The 17704-nt window shown below is 54.1% G+C and carries 18 protein-coding genes; 14 read left to right on the top strand and 4 right to left on the bottom strand.

Going from position 1 to position 17704, the window contains the following annotated elements; translation table 11 throughout:
- The first annotated feature begins 123 nt into the window (after positions 1-123).
- On the top strand, positions 124-2898 hold the full coding sequence (locus tag QRN24_RS00360) for an autotransporter YaiT-related protein (RefSeq protein WP_284942204.1): 2775 nt from the start codon (positions 124-126) through the stop codon (positions 2896-2898).
- A gap of 91 nt (positions 2899-2989) precedes the next feature.
- Positions 2990-3613: a helix-turn-helix domain-containing protein gene (locus QRN24_RS00365; RefSeq protein ID WP_014168808.1), complete on the top strand. Its 624-nt coding sequence runs from the start codon at positions 2990-2992 to the stop codon at positions 3611-3613.
- Here the strand turns inward: QRN24_RS00365 and ampH are convergent.
- Positions 3610-4776 (bottom strand): D-alanyl-D-alanine-carboxypeptidase/endopeptidase AmpH, encoded by a 1167-nt coding sequence (gene ampH / locus QRN24_RS00370; protein ID WP_020885249.1) that lies wholly within the window; start codon positions 4774-4776, stop codon positions 3610-3612. The genes QRN24_RS00365 and ampH overlap by 4 nt on opposite strands.
- 204 nt (positions 4777-4980) lie before the next feature.
- Between ampH and QRN24_RS00375 the strand changes: the two genes are divergently transcribed.
- The 3 genes from QRN24_RS00375 to QRN24_RS00385 all read left to right on the top strand — a co-directional run bounded on the left by QRN24_RS00375 (position 4981) and on the right by QRN24_RS00385 (position 7958).
- Positions 4981-5514 carry an isochorismatase family protein gene (locus QRN24_RS00375; RefSeq protein WP_284942205.1) on the top strand — a complete coding sequence of 178 codons (534 nt, stop codon included), beginning with the start codon at positions 4981-4983 and terminating at the stop codon, positions 5512-5514.
- Between the two features lie 111 nt (positions 5515-5625).
- Positions 5626-6846, top strand: a complete 1221-nt coding sequence (sbmA, locus tag QRN24_RS00380) for a peptide antibiotic transporter SbmA (protein WP_014168811.1) — start codon at positions 5626-5628, stop codon at positions 6844-6846.
- A gap of 14 nt (positions 6847-6860) precedes the next feature.
- Positions 6861-7958 carry a DUF1615 domain-containing protein gene (locus QRN24_RS00385; protein ID WP_025205001.1) on the top strand — a complete coding sequence of 366 codons (1098 nt, stop codon included), beginning with the start codon at positions 6861-6863 and terminating at the stop codon, positions 7956-7958.
- On the opposite strand, the gene QRN24_RS00390 is transcribed toward QRN24_RS00385, so the two are convergent.
- Complete coding sequence (locus tag QRN24_RS00390) at positions 7955-8257, bottom strand: DUF2755 family protein (RefSeq protein ID WP_020885246.1); 303 nt, start codon at positions 8255-8257, stop codon at positions 7955-7957. The genes QRN24_RS00385 and QRN24_RS00390 overlap by 4 nt on opposite strands.
- Before the next feature lie 249 nt (positions 8258-8506).
- On the opposite strand from QRN24_RS00390, the gene QRN24_RS00395 reads away from it, so the two are divergent.
- A complete protein-coding gene (locus QRN24_RS00395) occupies positions 8507-8743 on the top strand; it encodes a DUF2754 family protein (protein WP_020885245.1) in 237 nt (78 codons plus the stop codon).
- Here the strand turns inward: QRN24_RS00395 and ddlA are convergent.
- Positions 8740-9840: a D-alanine--D-alanine ligase gene (ddlA, locus tag QRN24_RS00400; RefSeq protein ID WP_020885244.1), complete on the bottom strand. Its 1101-nt coding sequence runs from the start codon at positions 9838-9840 to the stop codon at positions 8740-8742. The genes QRN24_RS00395 and ddlA overlap by 4 nt on opposite strands.
- Before the next feature lie 103 nt (positions 9841-9943).
- On the opposite strand from ddlA, the gene QRN24_RS00405 reads away from it, so the two are divergent.
- The 6 genes from QRN24_RS00405 to adrA all read left to right on the top strand — a co-directional run bounded on the left by QRN24_RS00405 (position 9944) and on the right by adrA (position 15611).
- Positions 9944-10627, top strand: coding sequence for an extensin-like domain-containing protein (locus tag QRN24_RS00405; RefSeq protein WP_284942206.1), 684 nt, complete (start codon positions 9944-9946; stop codon positions 10625-10627).
- A gap of 169 nt (positions 10628-10796) precedes the next feature.
- Positions 10797-12011, top strand: a complete 1215-nt coding sequence (locus tag QRN24_RS00410; RefSeq protein WP_020885242.1) for a multidrug efflux MFS transporter — start codon at positions 10797-10799, stop codon at positions 12009-12011.
- A gap of 209 nt (positions 12012-12220) precedes the next feature.
- Complete coding sequence (gene iraP / locus QRN24_RS00415; protein ID WP_014168818.1) at positions 12221-12481, top strand: anti-adapter protein IraP; 261 nt, start codon at positions 12221-12223, stop codon at positions 12479-12481.
- A 99-nt stretch (positions 12482-12580) separates the two neighbouring features.
- Positions 12581-13996, top strand: coding sequence for an alkaline phosphatase (gene phoA, locus QRN24_RS00420; RefSeq protein WP_284942207.1), 1416 nt, complete (start codon positions 12581-12583; stop codon positions 13994-13996).
- Positions 13997-14085: 89 nt separating this feature from the next.
- A complete protein-coding gene (gene psiF, locus QRN24_RS00425) occupies positions 14086-14406 on the top strand; it encodes a phosphate starvation-inducible protein PsiF (RefSeq protein ID WP_284942208.1) in 321 nt (106 codons plus the stop codon).
- Between the two features lie 101 nt (positions 14407-14507).
- Positions 14508-15611 carry a diguanylate cyclase AdrA gene (adrA, locus tag QRN24_RS00430; RefSeq protein WP_063215184.1) on the top strand — a complete coding sequence of 368 codons (1104 nt, stop codon included), beginning with the start codon at positions 14508-14510 and terminating at the stop codon, positions 15609-15611.
- A 16-nt stretch (positions 15612-15627) separates the two neighbouring features.
- Here adrA and proC read toward each other — a convergent pair whose 3' ends face one another.
- Positions 15628-16437: a pyrroline-5-carboxylate reductase gene (gene proC / locus QRN24_RS00435; protein WP_020885239.1), complete on the bottom strand. Its 810-nt coding sequence runs from the start codon at positions 16435-16437 to the stop codon at positions 15628-15630.
- A gap of 97 nt (positions 16438-16534) precedes the next feature.
- On the opposite strand from proC, the gene QRN24_RS00440 reads away from it, so the two are divergent.
- On the top strand, positions 16535-16993 hold the full coding sequence (locus QRN24_RS00440) for a YaiI/YqxD family protein (protein WP_284942209.1): 459 nt from the start codon (positions 16535-16537) through the stop codon (positions 16991-16993).
- Positions 16994-17137: 144 nt separating this feature from the next.
- A complete protein-coding gene (gene aroL / locus QRN24_RS00445) occupies positions 17138-17662 on the top strand; it encodes a shikimate kinase AroL (protein ID WP_020885238.1) in 525 nt (174 codons plus the stop codon).
- Positions 17663-17704 lie beyond the last annotated feature (42 nt).

A 17704-nucleotide genomic window follows, 5' to 3' on the forward strand; every position in this document is an offset into this window, starting at 1 on the left:
GGACTTAATGGAATGATTCATTGAACCTTTTCAGATTGAAAATGCATAATTCCCTCCGCAATTAAGTATTGCAAAATCGTTAGATGGACAAACTTGCTTACGTCCCTGAGGAGGGATGACCCAATGCAAACATGGAAAAAGAAACTGGTTGTATCACAACTTGCATTAGCCTGCACCCTGGCTATCGCTTCTCAGGCCAATGCGAAGGATATTTCTGGTACGACATATAATACCTTCGGATATGATAATACGGCAGCAGCACCCTGGTATTATGGTTACGCTGACTGGGATTACTCTGATGCGACGCACGATGGTGATATTTATCCGGTGATTAATAAATCCACCGTGAATGGTGTTATATCAACCTATTATTTGGATGATGGTATCAATGGTCGGGCGAATGCGCTGAGCATTTCCAACAGCACCATTAATGGCATGATCACCTCAGAATGCATGACCGCGTCATGTGCTGATGGCGTGGATACGGACGGCACAACCCATTCTCAATACGACCGTTTTAGCCTGACCGTCGATAACTCCACGATCAATGATACTTACGAGCATTATGCGTATGACGTTGTGAACGGGGAAAATACGGAAACGCACTATCTGGACACCTATGCGCTGGGCAATGCAATTACCCTGGATGTTGAATCGGATATTGTTATTCAGAATAACTCTCACATCGCCGGCATTACCCTGACTCAGGGGTATCAGGAACGGGATAATACCCCGTATGACGGTGTGGAAGGTGTGGCGAACAGCAGCAATGTCTTTACCGACACGCTGCTGGTGAAAGACTCGGTGCTGACCTCTGGCGCATACAGTGACCTGGGCACCAGCGGGTTCTATGGTCAAACCGCGAAGCCGAGTGATTACGGTGAAACCAATGCCACTGCGGCTGACGACGCGGCGCTGATTGTTGCTGCCAGTGCGTCTGACAACGCGATGCAGACCACCGCCACGTTCGATCACTCCACGATCACCGGCGATATCCTGTTCTCCAGTACCTTCGATAACAACTTCTACCCGAACGGCGATCCGGCAACCGATACGACGGCTGACGGTATATACAACCCAACCACCAACGGCTGGGATGACACCGATAAGCTGGACGTCACGCTGACCAATGGCAGCAAATGGGTCGGCGCAGCGCAGTCAAGCGTTGAGGCCATCGGCACCGCGCAGATGTATGGCCTGGGCTACAGTGACGTTGACTGGCGCACCCTCTCTCCAGATAGCATCTGGCCGGATTCCACGTTCGACAATAATGGACATGTCGCGGGTGAAGCGGTCTATCAGAGCGGTCTGTTCAACGTCACGCTGGATAACGGCTCTGAGTGGGATACCCGTAAGCTCTCTAACATCGACACGCTGACGGTGAATAATCATTCGCAGGTCAATGTTGAAAACTCGGGCCTGCTGGCTGATTCCATCACCCTGTCCAATGCTTCATCTCTGAACATCGGTGACAAGGGTGCCGTGGCAACCGACAGCCTCTATCTGGACAGCGACAGCCGTGCGGCCCTGACAGAGGAAACCGCGGAGCTGTATGCCAATACCATTACCGTGGACAACGGTGCGGAGCTGTCTCTCGGCCTCGGCCAGGTGGATACGCACAATATGGTGTTAACGGATGGCGGCGTGCTGAACGTGGCCAGCCGTGATTACGTGTTGAACAGCGATCTGAACAACGCCCGCTATATCACCAACGATATGAGCAAAGCCGATTACGACTACGGCGTTGTGGCACTCAACGCTGACGGCCATCTGGCCGTGAATGGTGACGTGACAGGGAATTACGCCGTGCGTATCGACAACGCCACCGGCGCCGGCTCTGTTGCTGACTATAAAGGCCAGGAGATTATCCGTGTTTATGACAACAACACGGAGACCCGCGCCAGCTTCACTGCGGCAAATAAAGCCGATTTAGGGGCATATACTTATCAGGCGCAGCAGAAAGGCGACACTGTTGTTCTGCAACAGCAAGCGCTGACCGATTATGCCAACATGGCGCTGAGCATCCCGTCTGCCAACACCAACATCTGGAATCTGCAGCAGGATGCAGTTAGCGCGCGTCTGACCAACAGCCGTCATGGCCTGGCGGATAACGGCGGGGCATGGGTAAGCTACGTTGGCGGCAACTTCGACGGCGATAATGGCATTATCAGCTACGATCAGGACGTGAGCGGTATCATGGTTGGTCTGGATACCCTGATTGACGGTAATAATGCGAAGTGGATCGTCGGTGGTGCGGCAGGTTTCGCCAAAGGCGATATCAGCGATCGCACCGGTCAGGTGGATCAGGACAGCCAGACGGCAATGATTTACGCGTCCGCGAAATTTGCGAACGATCTGTTCATCGACAGTTCCCTGAGCTACACCCGATTCAACAACGATCTCTCCGCGACCATGAGCAATGGTCAGTATGTTGACGGTAACACCACCACCGACGCCGTTGGTTTTGGGTTGAAACTGGGCTATGACTGGAAACCAAACCTCTCTGGTTATGTGACGCCATACGCGGCCGTGTCGGGTCTGTTCCAGTCCGGTGATGACTATCGCCTCAGCAACGACATGCGCATGGATAGTCAATCCTATGACAGCCTGCGTTACGAAGCGGGCGTGGATGCCGGTTACACCTTTAACTACGGCGGTGACCAGGCACTTACGCCTTACTTCAAACTCGCTTATGTCTATGACGACGCTGGTAACGATGCCGATGTTAACGGTGACAGCATTGATAATGGCGTGAAAGGCTCCGCAGTGCGGGTTGGTCTGGGTACCCAGTTTAGCTTTACGAAGAACTTCAGTGCTTACACTGATGGCACTTATCTGGGCGGCGGTGACGTTGACCAGAACTGGGGCGCAAATCTGGGTGTGAAATATACCTGGTAATAAATAAAAGCGGGGGATAAGCCCCCGCTTTTTTATAGATGACAATAAAAAATAATAGTGAACCGACAAATACGGATGTCTTGAGGTCTGCATGAACGTTAATGCGAAACCACTTTCTGAATTAAGCCGGCTCGAAGCATGTTTGATAGCAGCCAGTACCCCGTTTAAATCTGCTCCACAGCAATTAATTACCTCGGGCAAGGGGAGTGAGCCTTGTACCTACGTATTCCAGACCGGCGTTATTGAAGTTTATCGTCATTCAGACGATCTGCTGGTTGGCATTGCGTCAGCCCCTTTTATTTTTGGCCTGTCTGCCGTAGTGATCAATCACAGTCAGGAATACAGAGTCACTGCCAAAACGGCCTGCACCGGTTTTTATTTGCCCGCGGCGACCACCCGTCAACTCATTCAACAGCATTCGCTCTGGAAAGACGCGTTTTGCTGGTTATCCTGGATAAATTACATTCTGGGCAAACGCGACAGGCAGCTGGTGGGAAATAACTCCTATCACCAGATCCGCGCAATGCTGCTGAATATGGCCGAGTGGGATGAAACGTTGCGTTCAAAAATTGGTGTGATGAATCATATACAGCAAAGCACGCGTATTTCACGCTCTGTCGTTGCCGAAGTGCTCGCCGCTTTGCGACAAGGCAACTACATCAATATGAGCCGGGGCAAACTGGTCAGTATCAACCGTTTGCCCACGGAATATTAAGGCTGGATGGAGGCGGTGAGCACCTGGGCTTTATTGGCGCTCAGCTCAGCCACCAGGTTATTGATGCCATCGCTCATATTGACGAAACGCGTATTTGGAGAGCGGGTGACGACCACAAACGCGCCCACGTTGGACTGCGGGATCATCGCCATATAGGTGATGAATCCACCGCCGCCACCGGTTTTCTGAATAATGCCCGGTCGGCCATTTTTGGGTGCCATATAGACCCAGCCCATGCCCAGCGCGTCGGCTTTACCCGGTACGTCCATGCCGATCACGCGGTGCAACTGGCTACGCTGGTAAATCAGGGTCTGCATGCGATCGGCCTGATGACTGCGCGCATAGAAATCTGATGAGAGGAACTGCTGCATCCAGCGCATCATGTCGCCTGGCGTTGAATAGACCCCGCCACTGCCGATGGCTGCCAGGGTGTTATTACACGGGCTTGCGCCTTTCTCTGCCACCATCAGGCGTCGGCACTGATCCGGAGAAGGGGTAAAGGTGGTGTCCTTCATGCCGAGCGGGCGCGTTATCTGCTCTTCAAAGAGCTGCGGGTAAGGTTTGCCTGCTGCCGTCGAGAGCGCATCTGCCAGCAGGTCAAACGCCAGGTTTGAGTAAGATGCCTGTGAACCCGGGGCCGATTTCAGCGTGGCGGTGCTCAGGTAGTTCCAGCGCTGTTCGCGCGTTGGCCAGACAAAAACGTCACGGTGCGCCGCGCCGCCGGGTTGTTCGCGAGGCAGCGCGCTGGTATGGGTGGCAAGGTTTACCAGCGTGATGGGCGTGCCCTGATAGGTTGGAACGCGTGCGCCTGGCGGCGCATATTTGCTGAGCGGATCGTCGAGCTTGACCACGCCCTGATCGAGTAATTTCACCAGCATTTCGCTGGTCATCAGCTTGGTTAAGGACGCAATGCGGATCACGGAATCCAGCTGCGGGTGAACGTTATTTCCCGGTCGCGTTTCGCCAAAGCTGCGAAATACGCGCTGGTTGCCGTCGATGACCACCATCGCCATCCCGGTCGCGCCACTGCCGTAATAGATAAGGTTCGCGTAGCGATCGGCAATATCTGAAGCCAAAACGGGGGCCGTCAGCGGCTGAGCTGCCTGGGCGGTGGAGAAGCTCACCGCACACAGCGCGGCAAAAGAGAGCAGACAACGTTTCAACGAAAAGCATCCATGAATTGAATGAGAAAAGTAATGGGTATTTATACTACTAAAGCGCACGGTGCAATGCCCCGAATTGCATAACGATAGCGAGAAAAACGTAACCATGGGTAAATAAGCATAATTTCCTGGCGACCAGTCTCCCATTTTGTGACATCGGCCGTATGATAGAGGCCAGTGTCACTCAATCTTGCGGAGAACGATATGTCAGTGAAGCGTGTGGTTATGGTTGTCGATATGCAGCAAGGGGTGTTTGCAACGCCGCGTTACCAGCGCGAGAAATGTGTTTCGCTTATCAATCAGCTCACGCAGGCCGCCGAACGGGTGATTTTTATTCAGCATACCGGTGAAGGCGGTCTGGAAGAGGGGAGCGAAGGGTTTGCGCAGCTGCCTGAACTCCATCAGCCCGCTGACGCGCTTTACGTCACCAAGACTGCCTGCGATGCATTTTATAACACCGCACTTGAAGCGGTGTTACGCGAGCAAGGTATTCGCGAGTTTGTCATCTGCGGCTGTGCCACCGATTACTGTGTCGACGCGACCATCAAGAACGGGGTCAGCCGTGGCTATCACATTACCGTGGCGGAAGATGCCCATACCACGGCTAATCGTCCGGCAGCCGACGCGCCCATTCTGATTAACCATTACAACGACGTCTGGCGTGACTTTATTGCGCCGGCCAATCCTCTCGCGGTGAAACGCACCGAAACAATTCTCGAAAACTGGAAAGCGAACTAATAATTAACCCTCGGGTCTGACCTTTTTGCCTGCGCCGTCTGGCTCAGGCGAGATTTTCGTGTGGTGATGTGTTGAGCACAGCAACAGCCATAACAACAAGAAGGATGCATTATGTTTAAGTCTTTTTTCCCAAAGCCGGGGCCTTTTTTCCTGTCGGCATTTATTTGGGCACTGATCGCTGTCATTTTCTGGCAGGCTGGCGGCGGGGCGTGGCTGGCCCGCATTACGGGCGCAACGGGTGACGTCCCGATCAGTGCCGCTCGCTTCTGGTCGCTTAGCTATTTGCTGTTTTACGCCTACTACATGGTATGCGTTGGCCTGTTCGCCCTGTTCTGGTTTGTCTATGCGCCGCACCGCTGGCAATACTGGTCGATTCTGGGAACCTCGCTGATTATCTTTGTGACCTGGTTCCTGGTGGAAGTGGGGGTGGCAGTAAACGCCTGGTATGCCCCGTTCTACGACCTTATCCAGACTGCGCTGAGTTCGCCGCATAAGGTAACCATTAACCAGTTTTACCATGAGGTGGGCATTTTCCTCGGTATCGCGTTGATTGCGGTGGTGATCGGGGTGATGAACAACTTCTTCGTCAGCCACTACGTTTTCCGCTGGCGTACTGCGATGAACGAACACTATATGGCGCACTGGCAACACCTGCGTCATATCGAAGGTGCAGCACAGCGTGTGCAGGAAGACACCATGCGTTTTGCCTCCACCCTTGAAGACATGGGCGTCAGCTTTATCAACGCCATTATGACGCTGATTGCCTTCCTGCCGGTGCTGGTGACGCTCTCGGCTCACGTGCCGGATCTGCCTCTTGTCGGTCATCTGCCGTATGGGCTGGTGATTGCGGCGATTGTCTGGTCTCTGATGGGGACGGGGCTGCTGGCGGTGGTCGGGATTAAGCTGCCGGGGCTGGAGTTTAAAAATCAACGCGTGGAAGCGGCTTATCGTAAAGAGCTGGTCTACGGTGAAGATGATGCTAATCGTGCCTCGCCACCAACCGTACGTGAGCTGTTTGGTGCCGTGCGTCGCAACTACTTCCGTCTCTACTTCCACTATATGTATTTCAATATTGCGCGCATTTTGTATCTGCAGGTCGATAACGTTTTCGGTTTGTTCCTGCTGTTCCCGTCCATCGTTGCGGGTACGATTACGCTCGGCCTGATGACCCAGATAACTAACGTTTTTGGTCAGGTGCGTGGCTCATTCCAGTATCTGATCAGCTCCTGGACCACGCTGGTGGAACTGATGTCCATCTATAAACGTTTACGCAGCTTTGAGCGTGAGCTGGACGGCCAGGAACTGCAGGAAGTCACCAATACATTTAGCTAATACAGGGAGTTGCTATGACCTTCGCCGTACCGCGTGCGTTACCGTTGTCCTTACTGGCCGCTCTGGTGCTGGTAGGATGTGCCGAAAAAGGGGCCGCTCCGCTTAAAGAAGGGGAGAAGCCTGTTGATGTGGCAAGCGTTGTGCGGCAAAAAATGCCCGCCAGCGTGAAAGATAGAAATGCATGGGCGGATGCGCTGGCAAAAACCTTTGAAAGCCAGAAGATTGCCCCTACCGAGGAGAATATCTGCTCGGTACTGGCGGTGGCGCAGCAGGAGTCAATGTACCAGTCAGACCCGGTCGTGCCGGGTCTGAACAAAATAGCCTGGAAAGAGATCGACCGCCGTGCGGAATCGATGCATATCCCGGTATTTCTCGTGCATACCGCGTTTAAAATCACCTCGCCAAATGGAAAAAGCTACAGCGAACGGCTGGACACGGTAAAAACCGAGAAACAGCTCAGCGCCATCTTTGATGATTTCATCAGCATGGTGCCGATGGGGCAGACACTGTTTGGTTCACTTAACCCGGTACACACCGGCGGGCCGATGCAGGTCAGCATTGCCTTTGCGGAAAAGCATACCGACGGCTACCCGTGGAAAATCGACGGTACGGTGCGTCAGGAGGTCTTCTCCCTGCGTGGCGGCCTGTGGTTCGGCACTTATCATCTGCTGAACTATCCGGCGAATTACAGTGAGCCGCTGTACCGCTTTGCGGACTTTAACGCGGGCTGGTATGCCAGTCGTAACGCGGCATTTCAGAATGCGGTCAGCCGCGCGAGCGGCGTGAAGCTGGCACTGGATGGCGATCTTATTGCCTATGGCAGCAGCGAGGCTGGCACCACGGAGCGGGCGGTGCGGAAATTATCGAACAGGCTTGGCATGAGTGACAGCGACATTCGCCATCAGCTTGAGAAAGGCGATAGTCTGGCGTTTGAGAAAACCGATCTGTACAAGAAAGTCTTTACGCTTGCAGAACAGAAAAGTGGGAAAACATTACCGAGGGCAATCCTGCCGGGTATTCAGCTGGAAAGCCCGAAGATCACGCGTAACCTGACAACCGCCTGGTTCGCAAAACGCGTGGATGACCGCCGGGCTCGCTGTATGGGGCTTTAAAAGCGACGGCGAAAACGCAGTACTAATGCCACAACGCCTAAAATCATACACCCTGCGAGGAAAGGAATGAGGCCAAACAGGGTGCTTACGCCAAAACCAATTTCCACTCGCGGGCGTCCGTTATCCTGCACCTGCATCAGGTGTTCATAGACTCCTGGTGCATGAACCAGCATATTGAGTAGCTGCGAACCCGCCCAGAAACAGAACAAGACAAACAGGGCATAAGCGATATTACCCGCCGTGGAGGTTTTTGGTTGTTTACCGCCAAAAATCGGTTTCGACAATGTAAAGTCAGCCATCACGACCTCCCGATAAATCACTCTGTTTTATATGCGTCTTACAAGGTGAGTTTGACAGGTCATAGCATTTGTCAATATCAGAATCGTGTTAATTTACCCTAAGGAATTCTCCTGGATTGTCGAATTCTGCAGCGCATCACAATTTCTTAACTTAATTGAAACAACAGCGTGTTTCAGAATTTCCGCATCTGCCACAGACCTCGTCATAAATCTGTGAGAGGATATCTTTTTTTCCTGCCGGAGTTTGTCATGAAGCTCACTTCCAAACTACGCCGTGACTGGCATTACTACGCCTTTGCTATCGGGCTGATCTTTATTCTTAACGGTGTCGTGGGGCTGTTGGGATTTGAAGCAAAAGGGTGGCAAACGTATGCCGTGGGTCTGGTGACCTGGGTTATCAGCTTCTGGCTGGCGGGGATGATTATCCGCCGTCGTCCTGAAGAGACGACAGCGGATGAGACGGAAACGGCGAAGAGTCCCGATTAACCGTTTACGGAGCTTTTCAGGGCGCTGTCCGCAGCATGACGCTCCAGCGCCAGTTCAATCAGGCGGGTGATAAGTGCTGAGTAGCTAAGCCCGCTGGCCTGCCACAGTTTTGGATACATGCTGATGTTGGTGAAGCCCGGCAGGGTGTTGATTTCATTAATCACCACCTCGTTTTCAGGCGTCAGGAACACATCCACGCGCGCCATGCCGCTGCAGCCGAGCGTCTGATAAGCGTTAATCGCGATCGCGCGGATCTTATCGTTGATTGCCGGATCGATATTTGCAGGCACGACAACCTGGGCGCCTTTATCATCAATGTATTTAGTGTCGTAAGAGTAGAAATCACTGTTTAACACCACTTCACCGCAGGTGCTTGCCTGTGGGAAATCGTTGCCCAGCACGGCGCACTCAATTTCGCGGCCTTTGATGCCCTGCTCAACCACCACTTTATGGTCAAACTCAAACGCCAGGCTGACCGCTTGCGTGAACTGCGCTTCGCTTGTCACCTTGCTGACCCCGACGGAAGAACCCTGGTTTGCAGGTTTCACAAACAGCGGCAGGCCCAGCTGACCGGAAATCTGAGCGAAGCTGTGTTGGTCACGGTTGGCGCGGGTGAGGGTGACAAACGGCGCAATATTCAGCCCCGCATCACGCAGCAGGCGCTTGGTGACGTCTTTATCCATGCAGGCAGCGGAACCCAGCACATCAGAACCGACAAACGGCAGGTTGGCCATGCGCAGCATCCCCTGCAGCGAACCATCTTCGCCAAGGGTGCCATGAACGATAGGGAAGACCACGTCAATCTGGGCGAGAGACTGCGCATTACCGGCGTCGATGAGTTGCCCTTGCACCACGCCGGGTACGGTCGCGACGCTGATTGCAGAAGGATTGAGGGCGATATGCGCCGGATCGTCAGCATTTAACAGATACTGGCTGGCATCGTTGACATGCCATTGCCCCTGTTTATCTATGCCCAGCAGCACCACGTCGAAACGGCTTTTATCGATTGCATCGACGATATTTTTGGCCGATTGCAATGAAACCTCGTGCTCCGCTGATTTTCCCCCAAAGACAATACCTACGCGCTGCTTTGCCATCTCACTCTCTTCCAGTCTGACGAAAAACCAATAACATACCACGATGCCCAGCGGGTTTCGCGGCCTTCTGCCATAATGTTTTGGGGAATGTTAAGGGGGGAGCGTGAAAGGAAAAACTCTGCTGACCATTTTCATTATTGCGGCTGTCGCAACGGTGGGGTATCACTGGTTGCCGTCTTACTACAACCCTTTCACGCCGCTACATCTCGACGACCCGCCAGGCCGCATTACCCAGTATAAGCTTCGGAACTTAACGCCCCAGGCGTGCGCGAGTCTGTTATCGCAGGCCAATCAACGCGCGCTTATCCGCACACAACCGGTCGCAGACAGCGGTGGGGAGTGTCCACTCCGTAACGTCGTCCGGGTACGTAACTTCGGTCCGGTCAGCCTGAACAGCAGTTTCCTTGCGAGCTGCCCGCTGGCGCTCAGTTCTGCCTTGTTTATCAGCCAGCAGGCCCGGCCACTCACCAGAAGCTATACGGGAAGTGAGCTGACGCGTATTGAGCATCTCGGCAGCTTTGCCTGCCGCAACATTTACCATCGCCCCGACGCGCGACGCAGTGAACATGCTACGGCAGAGGCGCTGGATATCACGGCGTTTGGGCTGGCAAACGGTGAGAGGGTCACGGTACAAAACGGCTGGAAGGCGACAAAAACGCAGCCATGGCTGAAAGGCATGCTGGCGGCGAGCTGCAGCTATTACGGTAACAGCCTGGGGCCAGAGTATAACGCTGCCCATGCCAGCCACTTTCACCTGGGGATGCGCGGTTTCGGTCTCTGCCGCTGAAGCATAATATTCCGTCAGAAAATGGATGATTTGTGACTTATTTCACAAATATGATGACTGGGAAGATAAAACACCAAAGTCGGCAAGTGCGCATCTCTGGTGCGACGTCATAACGCGTAACTTGCTAATCTGTCGGCGAATTCGCCTAAAAATGAAGACTATTTCTTTTATGGAATCCTGGAAAGTTAATCTCATCTCGGTCTGGTTCGGGTGCTTCTTTACCGGACTGGCCATCAGCCAGATATTGCCCTTCCTGCCACTGTACGTGTCGCAGCTGGGCGTTACCTCCCATGAAGCGCTCTCCATGTGGTCAGGTCTGACGTTCAGCGTCACGTTTCTGGTCTCTGCCATCGTCTCGCCGATGTGGGGGAGTCTGGCCGACCGCAAAGGGCGCAAGCTGATGCTGCTGCGCGCATCGCTGGGGATGGCGATAGCCATTCTGCTGCAGGCCTTTGCCACTAACGTATGGCAGCTCTTTTTCCTGCGAGCGGTGATGGGGCTGACGTCCGGGTATATTCCGAATGCCATGGCGCTGGTGGCCTCGCAGGTGCCCCGTGAACGCAGCGGCTGGGCGCTGAGTACGCTCTCTACTGCTCAGATAAGCGGGGTCATTGGCGGCCCGCTGCTAGGGGGCTTCCTCGCCGATCATGTGGGGCTGCGCGCGGTGTTTATCATTACGGCCATCCTGCTGGTGGTCAGTTTTCTGGTCACGCTCTTCCTCATTAAAGAGGGAGGACGCCCCGTCATCAGCAAAGCTGAACGCCTGAGCGGCAAGGCCGTTTTCGCCTCGCTGCCCTATCCGGGCCTGATGATCAGCCTGTTTGTGACCACCATGGTGATCCAGCTTTGCAACGGTTCGGTCGGCCCGATTCTGGCGCTGTTTATTAAGTCGATGGAGCCAGACAGCAATAATATTGCTTTCCTCAGCGGGATGATTGCCGCCGTCCCGGGCGTATCAGCCCTCATTTCGGCGCCACGCCTTGGAAAACTGGGCGACAGGATCGGCACGGCGCGTATCCTGATGGCCACGCTGATTTTTGCGGTGGTGCTCTTTTTCGCAATGTCGTTTGTCACTTCTCCGTTTCAGCTTGGCGTGCTGCGGTTTCTGCTGGGCTTTGCCGATGGTGCGATGTTACCCGCGGTGCAAACATTGCTGGTGAAATATTCCAGTGACCAGGTAACGGGCCGTATTTTTGGCTATAACCAGTCGTTTATGTATTTAGGTAACGTTGCCGGTCCGCTTATGGGAGCCGCTGTTTCGGCAATGGCCGGTTTCCGTTGGGTATTTGCTGCTACCGCTATTGTGGTGCTGATAAATATTATTCAACTGGCTATTGCACTGCGTCGTCGCAGACAAATGGCGGAGGCGAAGTCGGCGCGATAACCGTTTCGTAGATGTATTATATATTCTTATGGTCGCCGCATTTTTATATAACTAAATGCGGCGTTTTTTATAGAAAAACGTTTCGCTGAAAGCCGCGAGGAATCTATTTTTCCTGCCGCATCACTTTTGCATAACATAATAAATTTCTTCTCTTTGCATAATGGATTCAGAATGCTAAGTTCAGACAAAACGGATAAGGAAATAGCACCATGAAAAATCTCATTGCTGAGTTGTTGGTCAAGCTTGCACAAAAGGAAGAAGAGTCAAAAGAGTTGGTCGCCCAGGTTGAAGCGCTGGAAATTGTGGTCACCGCGCTGCTGCGACAAATGGCGAAAAACGAACAACAGACGTTGATTGAGAACGTTGAAGGCGCGCTGGAAAGCGTCAGACCCGATTCCCAGGTGCCGGTTGAGGATGCTGAAATGCTCCGCCAGTACGTAAAAAAGCTGTTAAGGCATCCTCGCAACTAAACCATCACGGAACCTGACGGCGTGTCATAGAATTGTCATGCAGGATGCCTATAGTCGCTCTGTTTTATTTTTTATGTATTTGTACATGGAGAAAATAAATTGAAACAGAGCGCACTTTTCATCGTATTACTTCCCCTGTTAATGTCACCCGCTATTTATGCCGACAATCACAATACCAGCGTGCTGGATAATCGTGCGGCCAAAGGGGATATCACCCAGCCTGGCGGCGCGCGCCGGTTGACTGAAGATCAAACCGCCGCCATTCGCGCTTCGCTGAATGAGAAACCTGCTAAAAACATTATTCTGCTGATTGGCGACGGGATGGGCGATTCCGAAATAACGGCAGCACGAAATTATGCCGAAGGCGCGGGCGGCTTTTTTAAAGGTATCGACGCACTGCCTCTCACCGGACAATATACCCATTACGCGCTGGATAAAAAAACCGGTAAACCCGATTACGTGACGGATTCTGCTGCCTCTGCCACGGCGTGGTCCACCGGTGTGAAAACCTATAATGGTGCGCTGGGTGTAGATATTCACGAAAAAGATCACCAGACCATTCTGGAGATGGCTAAAGCGGCGGGACTGGCTACCGGCAACGTCTCTACGGCTGAACTTCAGGATGCAACGCCAGCGGCGCTGGTGGCGCATGTCACCTCGCGTAAATGCTACGGCCCGTCGGTGACCAGCGAAAAATGCCCGACTAACGCGCTGGAAAAGGGCGGCAAAGGCTCGATTACGGAACAACTGTTGAACGCACGTCCTGACGTGACGCTGGGCGGCGGGGCGAAAACCTTCGCGGAAACCGCAACGGCGGGCGAATGGCAGGGCAAAACGCTGCGTGAGCAGGCGCAGGCTCGCGGCTATCAGCTGGTGAGCGATGCATCTTCTCTGGCGGCGATTACCGAAGCAAGCCAGGATAAACCGCTGCTGGGTCTTTTCTCCGATGGCAATATGCCGGTGCGCTGGGAAGGGCCAAAAGCGTCCTACCACGGCAACATTGATAAGCCTGCCGTAACCTGTACGCCAAACCCAAAACGTACCGACAGCATCCCGACGCTGGCGGCGATGACCGATAAAGCGATCTCACTGCTGAGCAAGAGTGAAAAGGGCTTCTTCCTGCAGGTGGAAGGCGCGTCGATCGATAAACAGGATCATGCGGCTAACCCGTGCGGTCAGATTGGCGAGACGGTCGATCTGGACGAAGCAGTGCAGAAGGCACTTGAGTTTGCGAAGAAAGACGGCAACACCCTGGTGGTCGTTACCGCAGACCATGCGCACGCCAGCCAGATCATCCCTGCGGATACCAAAGCACCGGGCCTGACGCAGGCGCTGAACACCAAAGATGGCGCGGTGATGGTGTTGAGCTATGGCAACTCTGAAGAAGAGTCCATGGAGCATACCGGAACCCAGCTGCGCATCGCAGCATACGGTCCGCATGCGGCAAACGTGGTAGGGCTGACCGATCAAACGGATCTGTTCTACACCATGAAAGCGGCTTTGGGGCTGAAATAATAAAAGCCCGGCGGAAATCACATCTGCCGGGTGGTTTTTTTCCTGTCACGAACCAGACTTACAGTGAATGTTCACAAAAGGATGGTGCAATGAAAACAACATTACTGGTTACTCTGCTCTCGGGTCTGTTTCTGATCTCATCGGCGAACGCGGAAGAGAAAACATTAACGCCGCAGCAGCAACGCATGACCACCTGTAATCAACAGGCGACCGCGCAGAGCCTGAAGGGTGATGCCCGTAAGACCTACATGAGCGGTTGCCTCAAAAACGGTGCCGCGAAAACGGGTGAGAAAAGCCTGACGCCGCAGCAGCAAAAAATGCGCGAGTGTAATGCGAAAGCGACCGAACAGTCCCTGAAAGGCGACGATCGCAGCAAGTTCATGAGTGCCTGTCTGAAGAAAAACGTGTAGTCCTATCGGGTGAGTGGCCCCGGCGGCTCACCCGAAATTTCATACTTTCCCCGTAAGCCCCCTCTCTATAATTTGGGAAATATTTCAGAATATTCCCAAAAATGATGAATGATGAATCTTATTACAATATAAAGCGCATTCGGGAAGAGTGGAATATGACCCTTTCTCAGGATGACCCCCACCGTACCGGGATCCCGTTTGCCCGGCGAGCCCGGCTGGCGCGTGTTGTCGGACTGGCAGCGATGTTCTTCCCCCTCTCTGGCGTGCTGGTCACCTTTTCTGTATCCGGCGTCTGGTGGTTGTTCCTGGTGGGGTGGGCATTTGTCTGGCCCCATTTCGCCTGGCAGTGGTCCTGCCGTGCTGCTTCTCCTCATCAGCAGGAACGCTTTAATCTGAAGATTGATGCCATTATTGCCGGGCTTTGGATCGGCATGATGGGGATCAATGCGCTACCTACGGCAGCGCTGCTGATGATGGTGGGAATGAACATGATGGGGGCCGGCGGCTGTCGGCTGTTTTTTACCGGCATCATGTTAACCCTTCTGTCTTCCCTGGTGACGCTCCCCGTCGTGGGCCGGGTGGCTGTCTTTAACCCGGAGCCTCTGGCATGGGGCTTAACGCTTCCCGTGCTGGTGTTATATCCGATGCTTTTTGCCTGGCTCAGCCATCGTACTGCCATCAGGCTTGCAGAGCATAAACGGCGGCTGGAGCTGATGAGTACCCGCGACGGCATGACCGGCGTCTTTAATCGCCGGCACTGGGAAGTGCTGCTGAGAAATGAATTTGAACACTGTCGCCGCAACCACTGCACAGCCACGATTTTGCTTATCGATATCGATCATTTTAAGAATATCAATGACACCTGGGGCCACGATGTGGGTGATGAAGCGATCATCGCCCTGACGCGGCAACTGCAGCTAACGGTGCGTTCCGGGGATGCGATAGGCCGTTTTGGCGGGGATGAGTTTGCGGTGATCATGTCCCGGACGGCGGCAGACAGTGCCATCGCCGTGATGTCACGCGTACATGAGCGGCTGGAAACGCTGTCGTTACCGTGCGCGCCCAAGGAATCTCTGCGTATTAGCGTCGGTGTCGCGCCCTGGGGACCGCAGTTTGGGCACTATCGGGAGTGGTTAAAAGCGGCCGATGTGGCGCTGTATAAGGCGAAAAATGCCGGACGCGGCCGCACCGAGGTGGCCGCCTGACGTCCGGCTCAGATAATCAGGATTTACTCAGTTTCTCTGATTTTTCCATGCATTTTGTCATCGCTTCAATAACGGCCGAACGGAAGCCGCGCTCTTCCAGCACCCGCACCGCCTCGATAGTGGTTCCGCCAGGCGAGCAGACCATATCTTTCAGTTCACCCGGATGCTTACCGGTCTCCAGCACCATTTTGGCAGAGCCCATCACGGCCTGTGCAGCGAATTTATACGCCTGCGCTCGTGGCATACCGCCAAGCACCGCAGCGTCGGCCATCGCTTCTAAAAACATAAAGACATACGCAGGCGCTGAACCGCTCACTCCCACTACCGGATGGATCATAGACTCGGCAATGACTTCCGCTTCACCGAAGCAGCGGAAGATGTTCAGGACATCCGCCACGTCTTCCGACGTCACCAGCGCGTTAGGCGTGACGGAGGTCATGCCGGCGTTGACCAGTGATGGGGTATTCGGCATAGCGCGTACGATTTTACGGTCATGACCCAGCGCGCGCGCCAGCTGATCGAGCGTGACGCCCGCGGCAATCGATACGACCAGCGTCTCTTTGTTCAGGCTGGTGGTGATGTCGCTCAGCACTTTGATCATGATGTTCGGCTTGACGGCGCCAAAGACAATATCGGCTACCTGGGCCACTTCCTGGGCGCTTTCGGCTGCGTTGATCCCGTATCGATCGCGTAACGCGGCGACGTTGTCCGGTGATGGGGTGTAGACCCAAATCTGACCCGGCAGCACCTGTCCGCTGGCGATCAGGCCACCCAGGATGGCTTTGCCCATGTTACCGCAGCCGATAAACCCGATTTTCTTATCCATCACGATTCTCCGTCATTATGCGTTGTTTTCTCTGATTGATAGCTTAACAACGAAATGCAGGCGACAATAGTCGGCAGAATCATTATGGGGAGACAATATGGCGATTTGGGTTGATGCGGACGCGTGTCCGAATGTGATTAAAGAGATTTTATTCCGCGCGGCCGAGCGCGTGCAGATGCCGCTTACGCTGGTGGCGAACCAGAATATTCGCGTACCACCTTCCCGATTTATTCGCGCGTTGCGGGTTCCGGCCGGCTTTGACGTGGCGGATAACGAGATTGTGCGTCTGTGTAGCCCTGAGGATCTGGTGATCACGGCGGATATCCCGCTGGCCGCGGAAGTGATTAAAAAGGGAGCGGCGGCGCTGAACCCGAGAGGGGAGCGTTATTCGCCGGCGACCATTCGTGAAAGACTCACCATGCGTGATTTTATGGATACGCTTCGCGCCAGCGGCGTGCAGACCGGCGGGCCAGACAGCCTGTCCCAGCGCGATCGCCAGCAGTTCGCCGCAGAGCTTGATAAGTGGCTGCTCGAAGTCAAGCGTCGCACTACGTAATGATAACCATTGTCACTTTGTGGTACAGTATGGCCTCCGCAGGGTTGTCATCCCGTACCGCTTTGCAGTAAAGTAAACGCAACATCTTCTGCAATTATTTCTTTACGCTCTTCGGCCATCCGGCATCAAGGGGAACACCTGGTTATGACCCAACCCATCTTTTTAGTTGGCCCCCGCGGCTGTGGGAAAACCACCGTTGGCCTGGAACTGGCACGCGCGTGCGATCGTCAGTTTGTTGATACCGACCACTGGCTGCAAACCGAAGCCGGGAAAAGCATCGCGGAAATCGTTGAGCAAGAGGGGTGGGAGAGCTTTCGCGCTCGTGAAACGGCCGCGCTGAAGGCGGTCACCACGCCGTCTGCTGTTATCGCAACCGGTGGCGGAATTGTTCTCGCCGAGTGTAACCGTCGCTTTATGCGCGAAAAAGGGATTGTCATCTACCTCAGCGCACCCGTTTCGGCCCTGGTAGGGCGGCTGGAAGCATTTCCGGAAGAGGGACAACGTCCTGCGCTGACCTCCCGGCCGCTCAGCGAAGAGGTGAGCGAAGTGCTGGCCGAACGCGATGCGTTATACCGCGAAGCGGCACACCACGTTGTGGATGCTTCCGCTTCACCCGAGGACGTGGTAATTCAGATTATTACCGCCCTGCGTTTGGCTTGTGCCAGCTAAGCGGCGTCTATACTTATAGCTCAGACATAAAAAAAGGATGAG

The organism is Enterobacter sp. MEB024, assembly GCF_030209635.1.
GTDB classification, from domain to species: domain Bacteria; phylum Pseudomonadota; class Gammaproteobacteria; order Enterobacterales; family Enterobacteriaceae; genus Enterobacter; species Enterobacter ludwigii.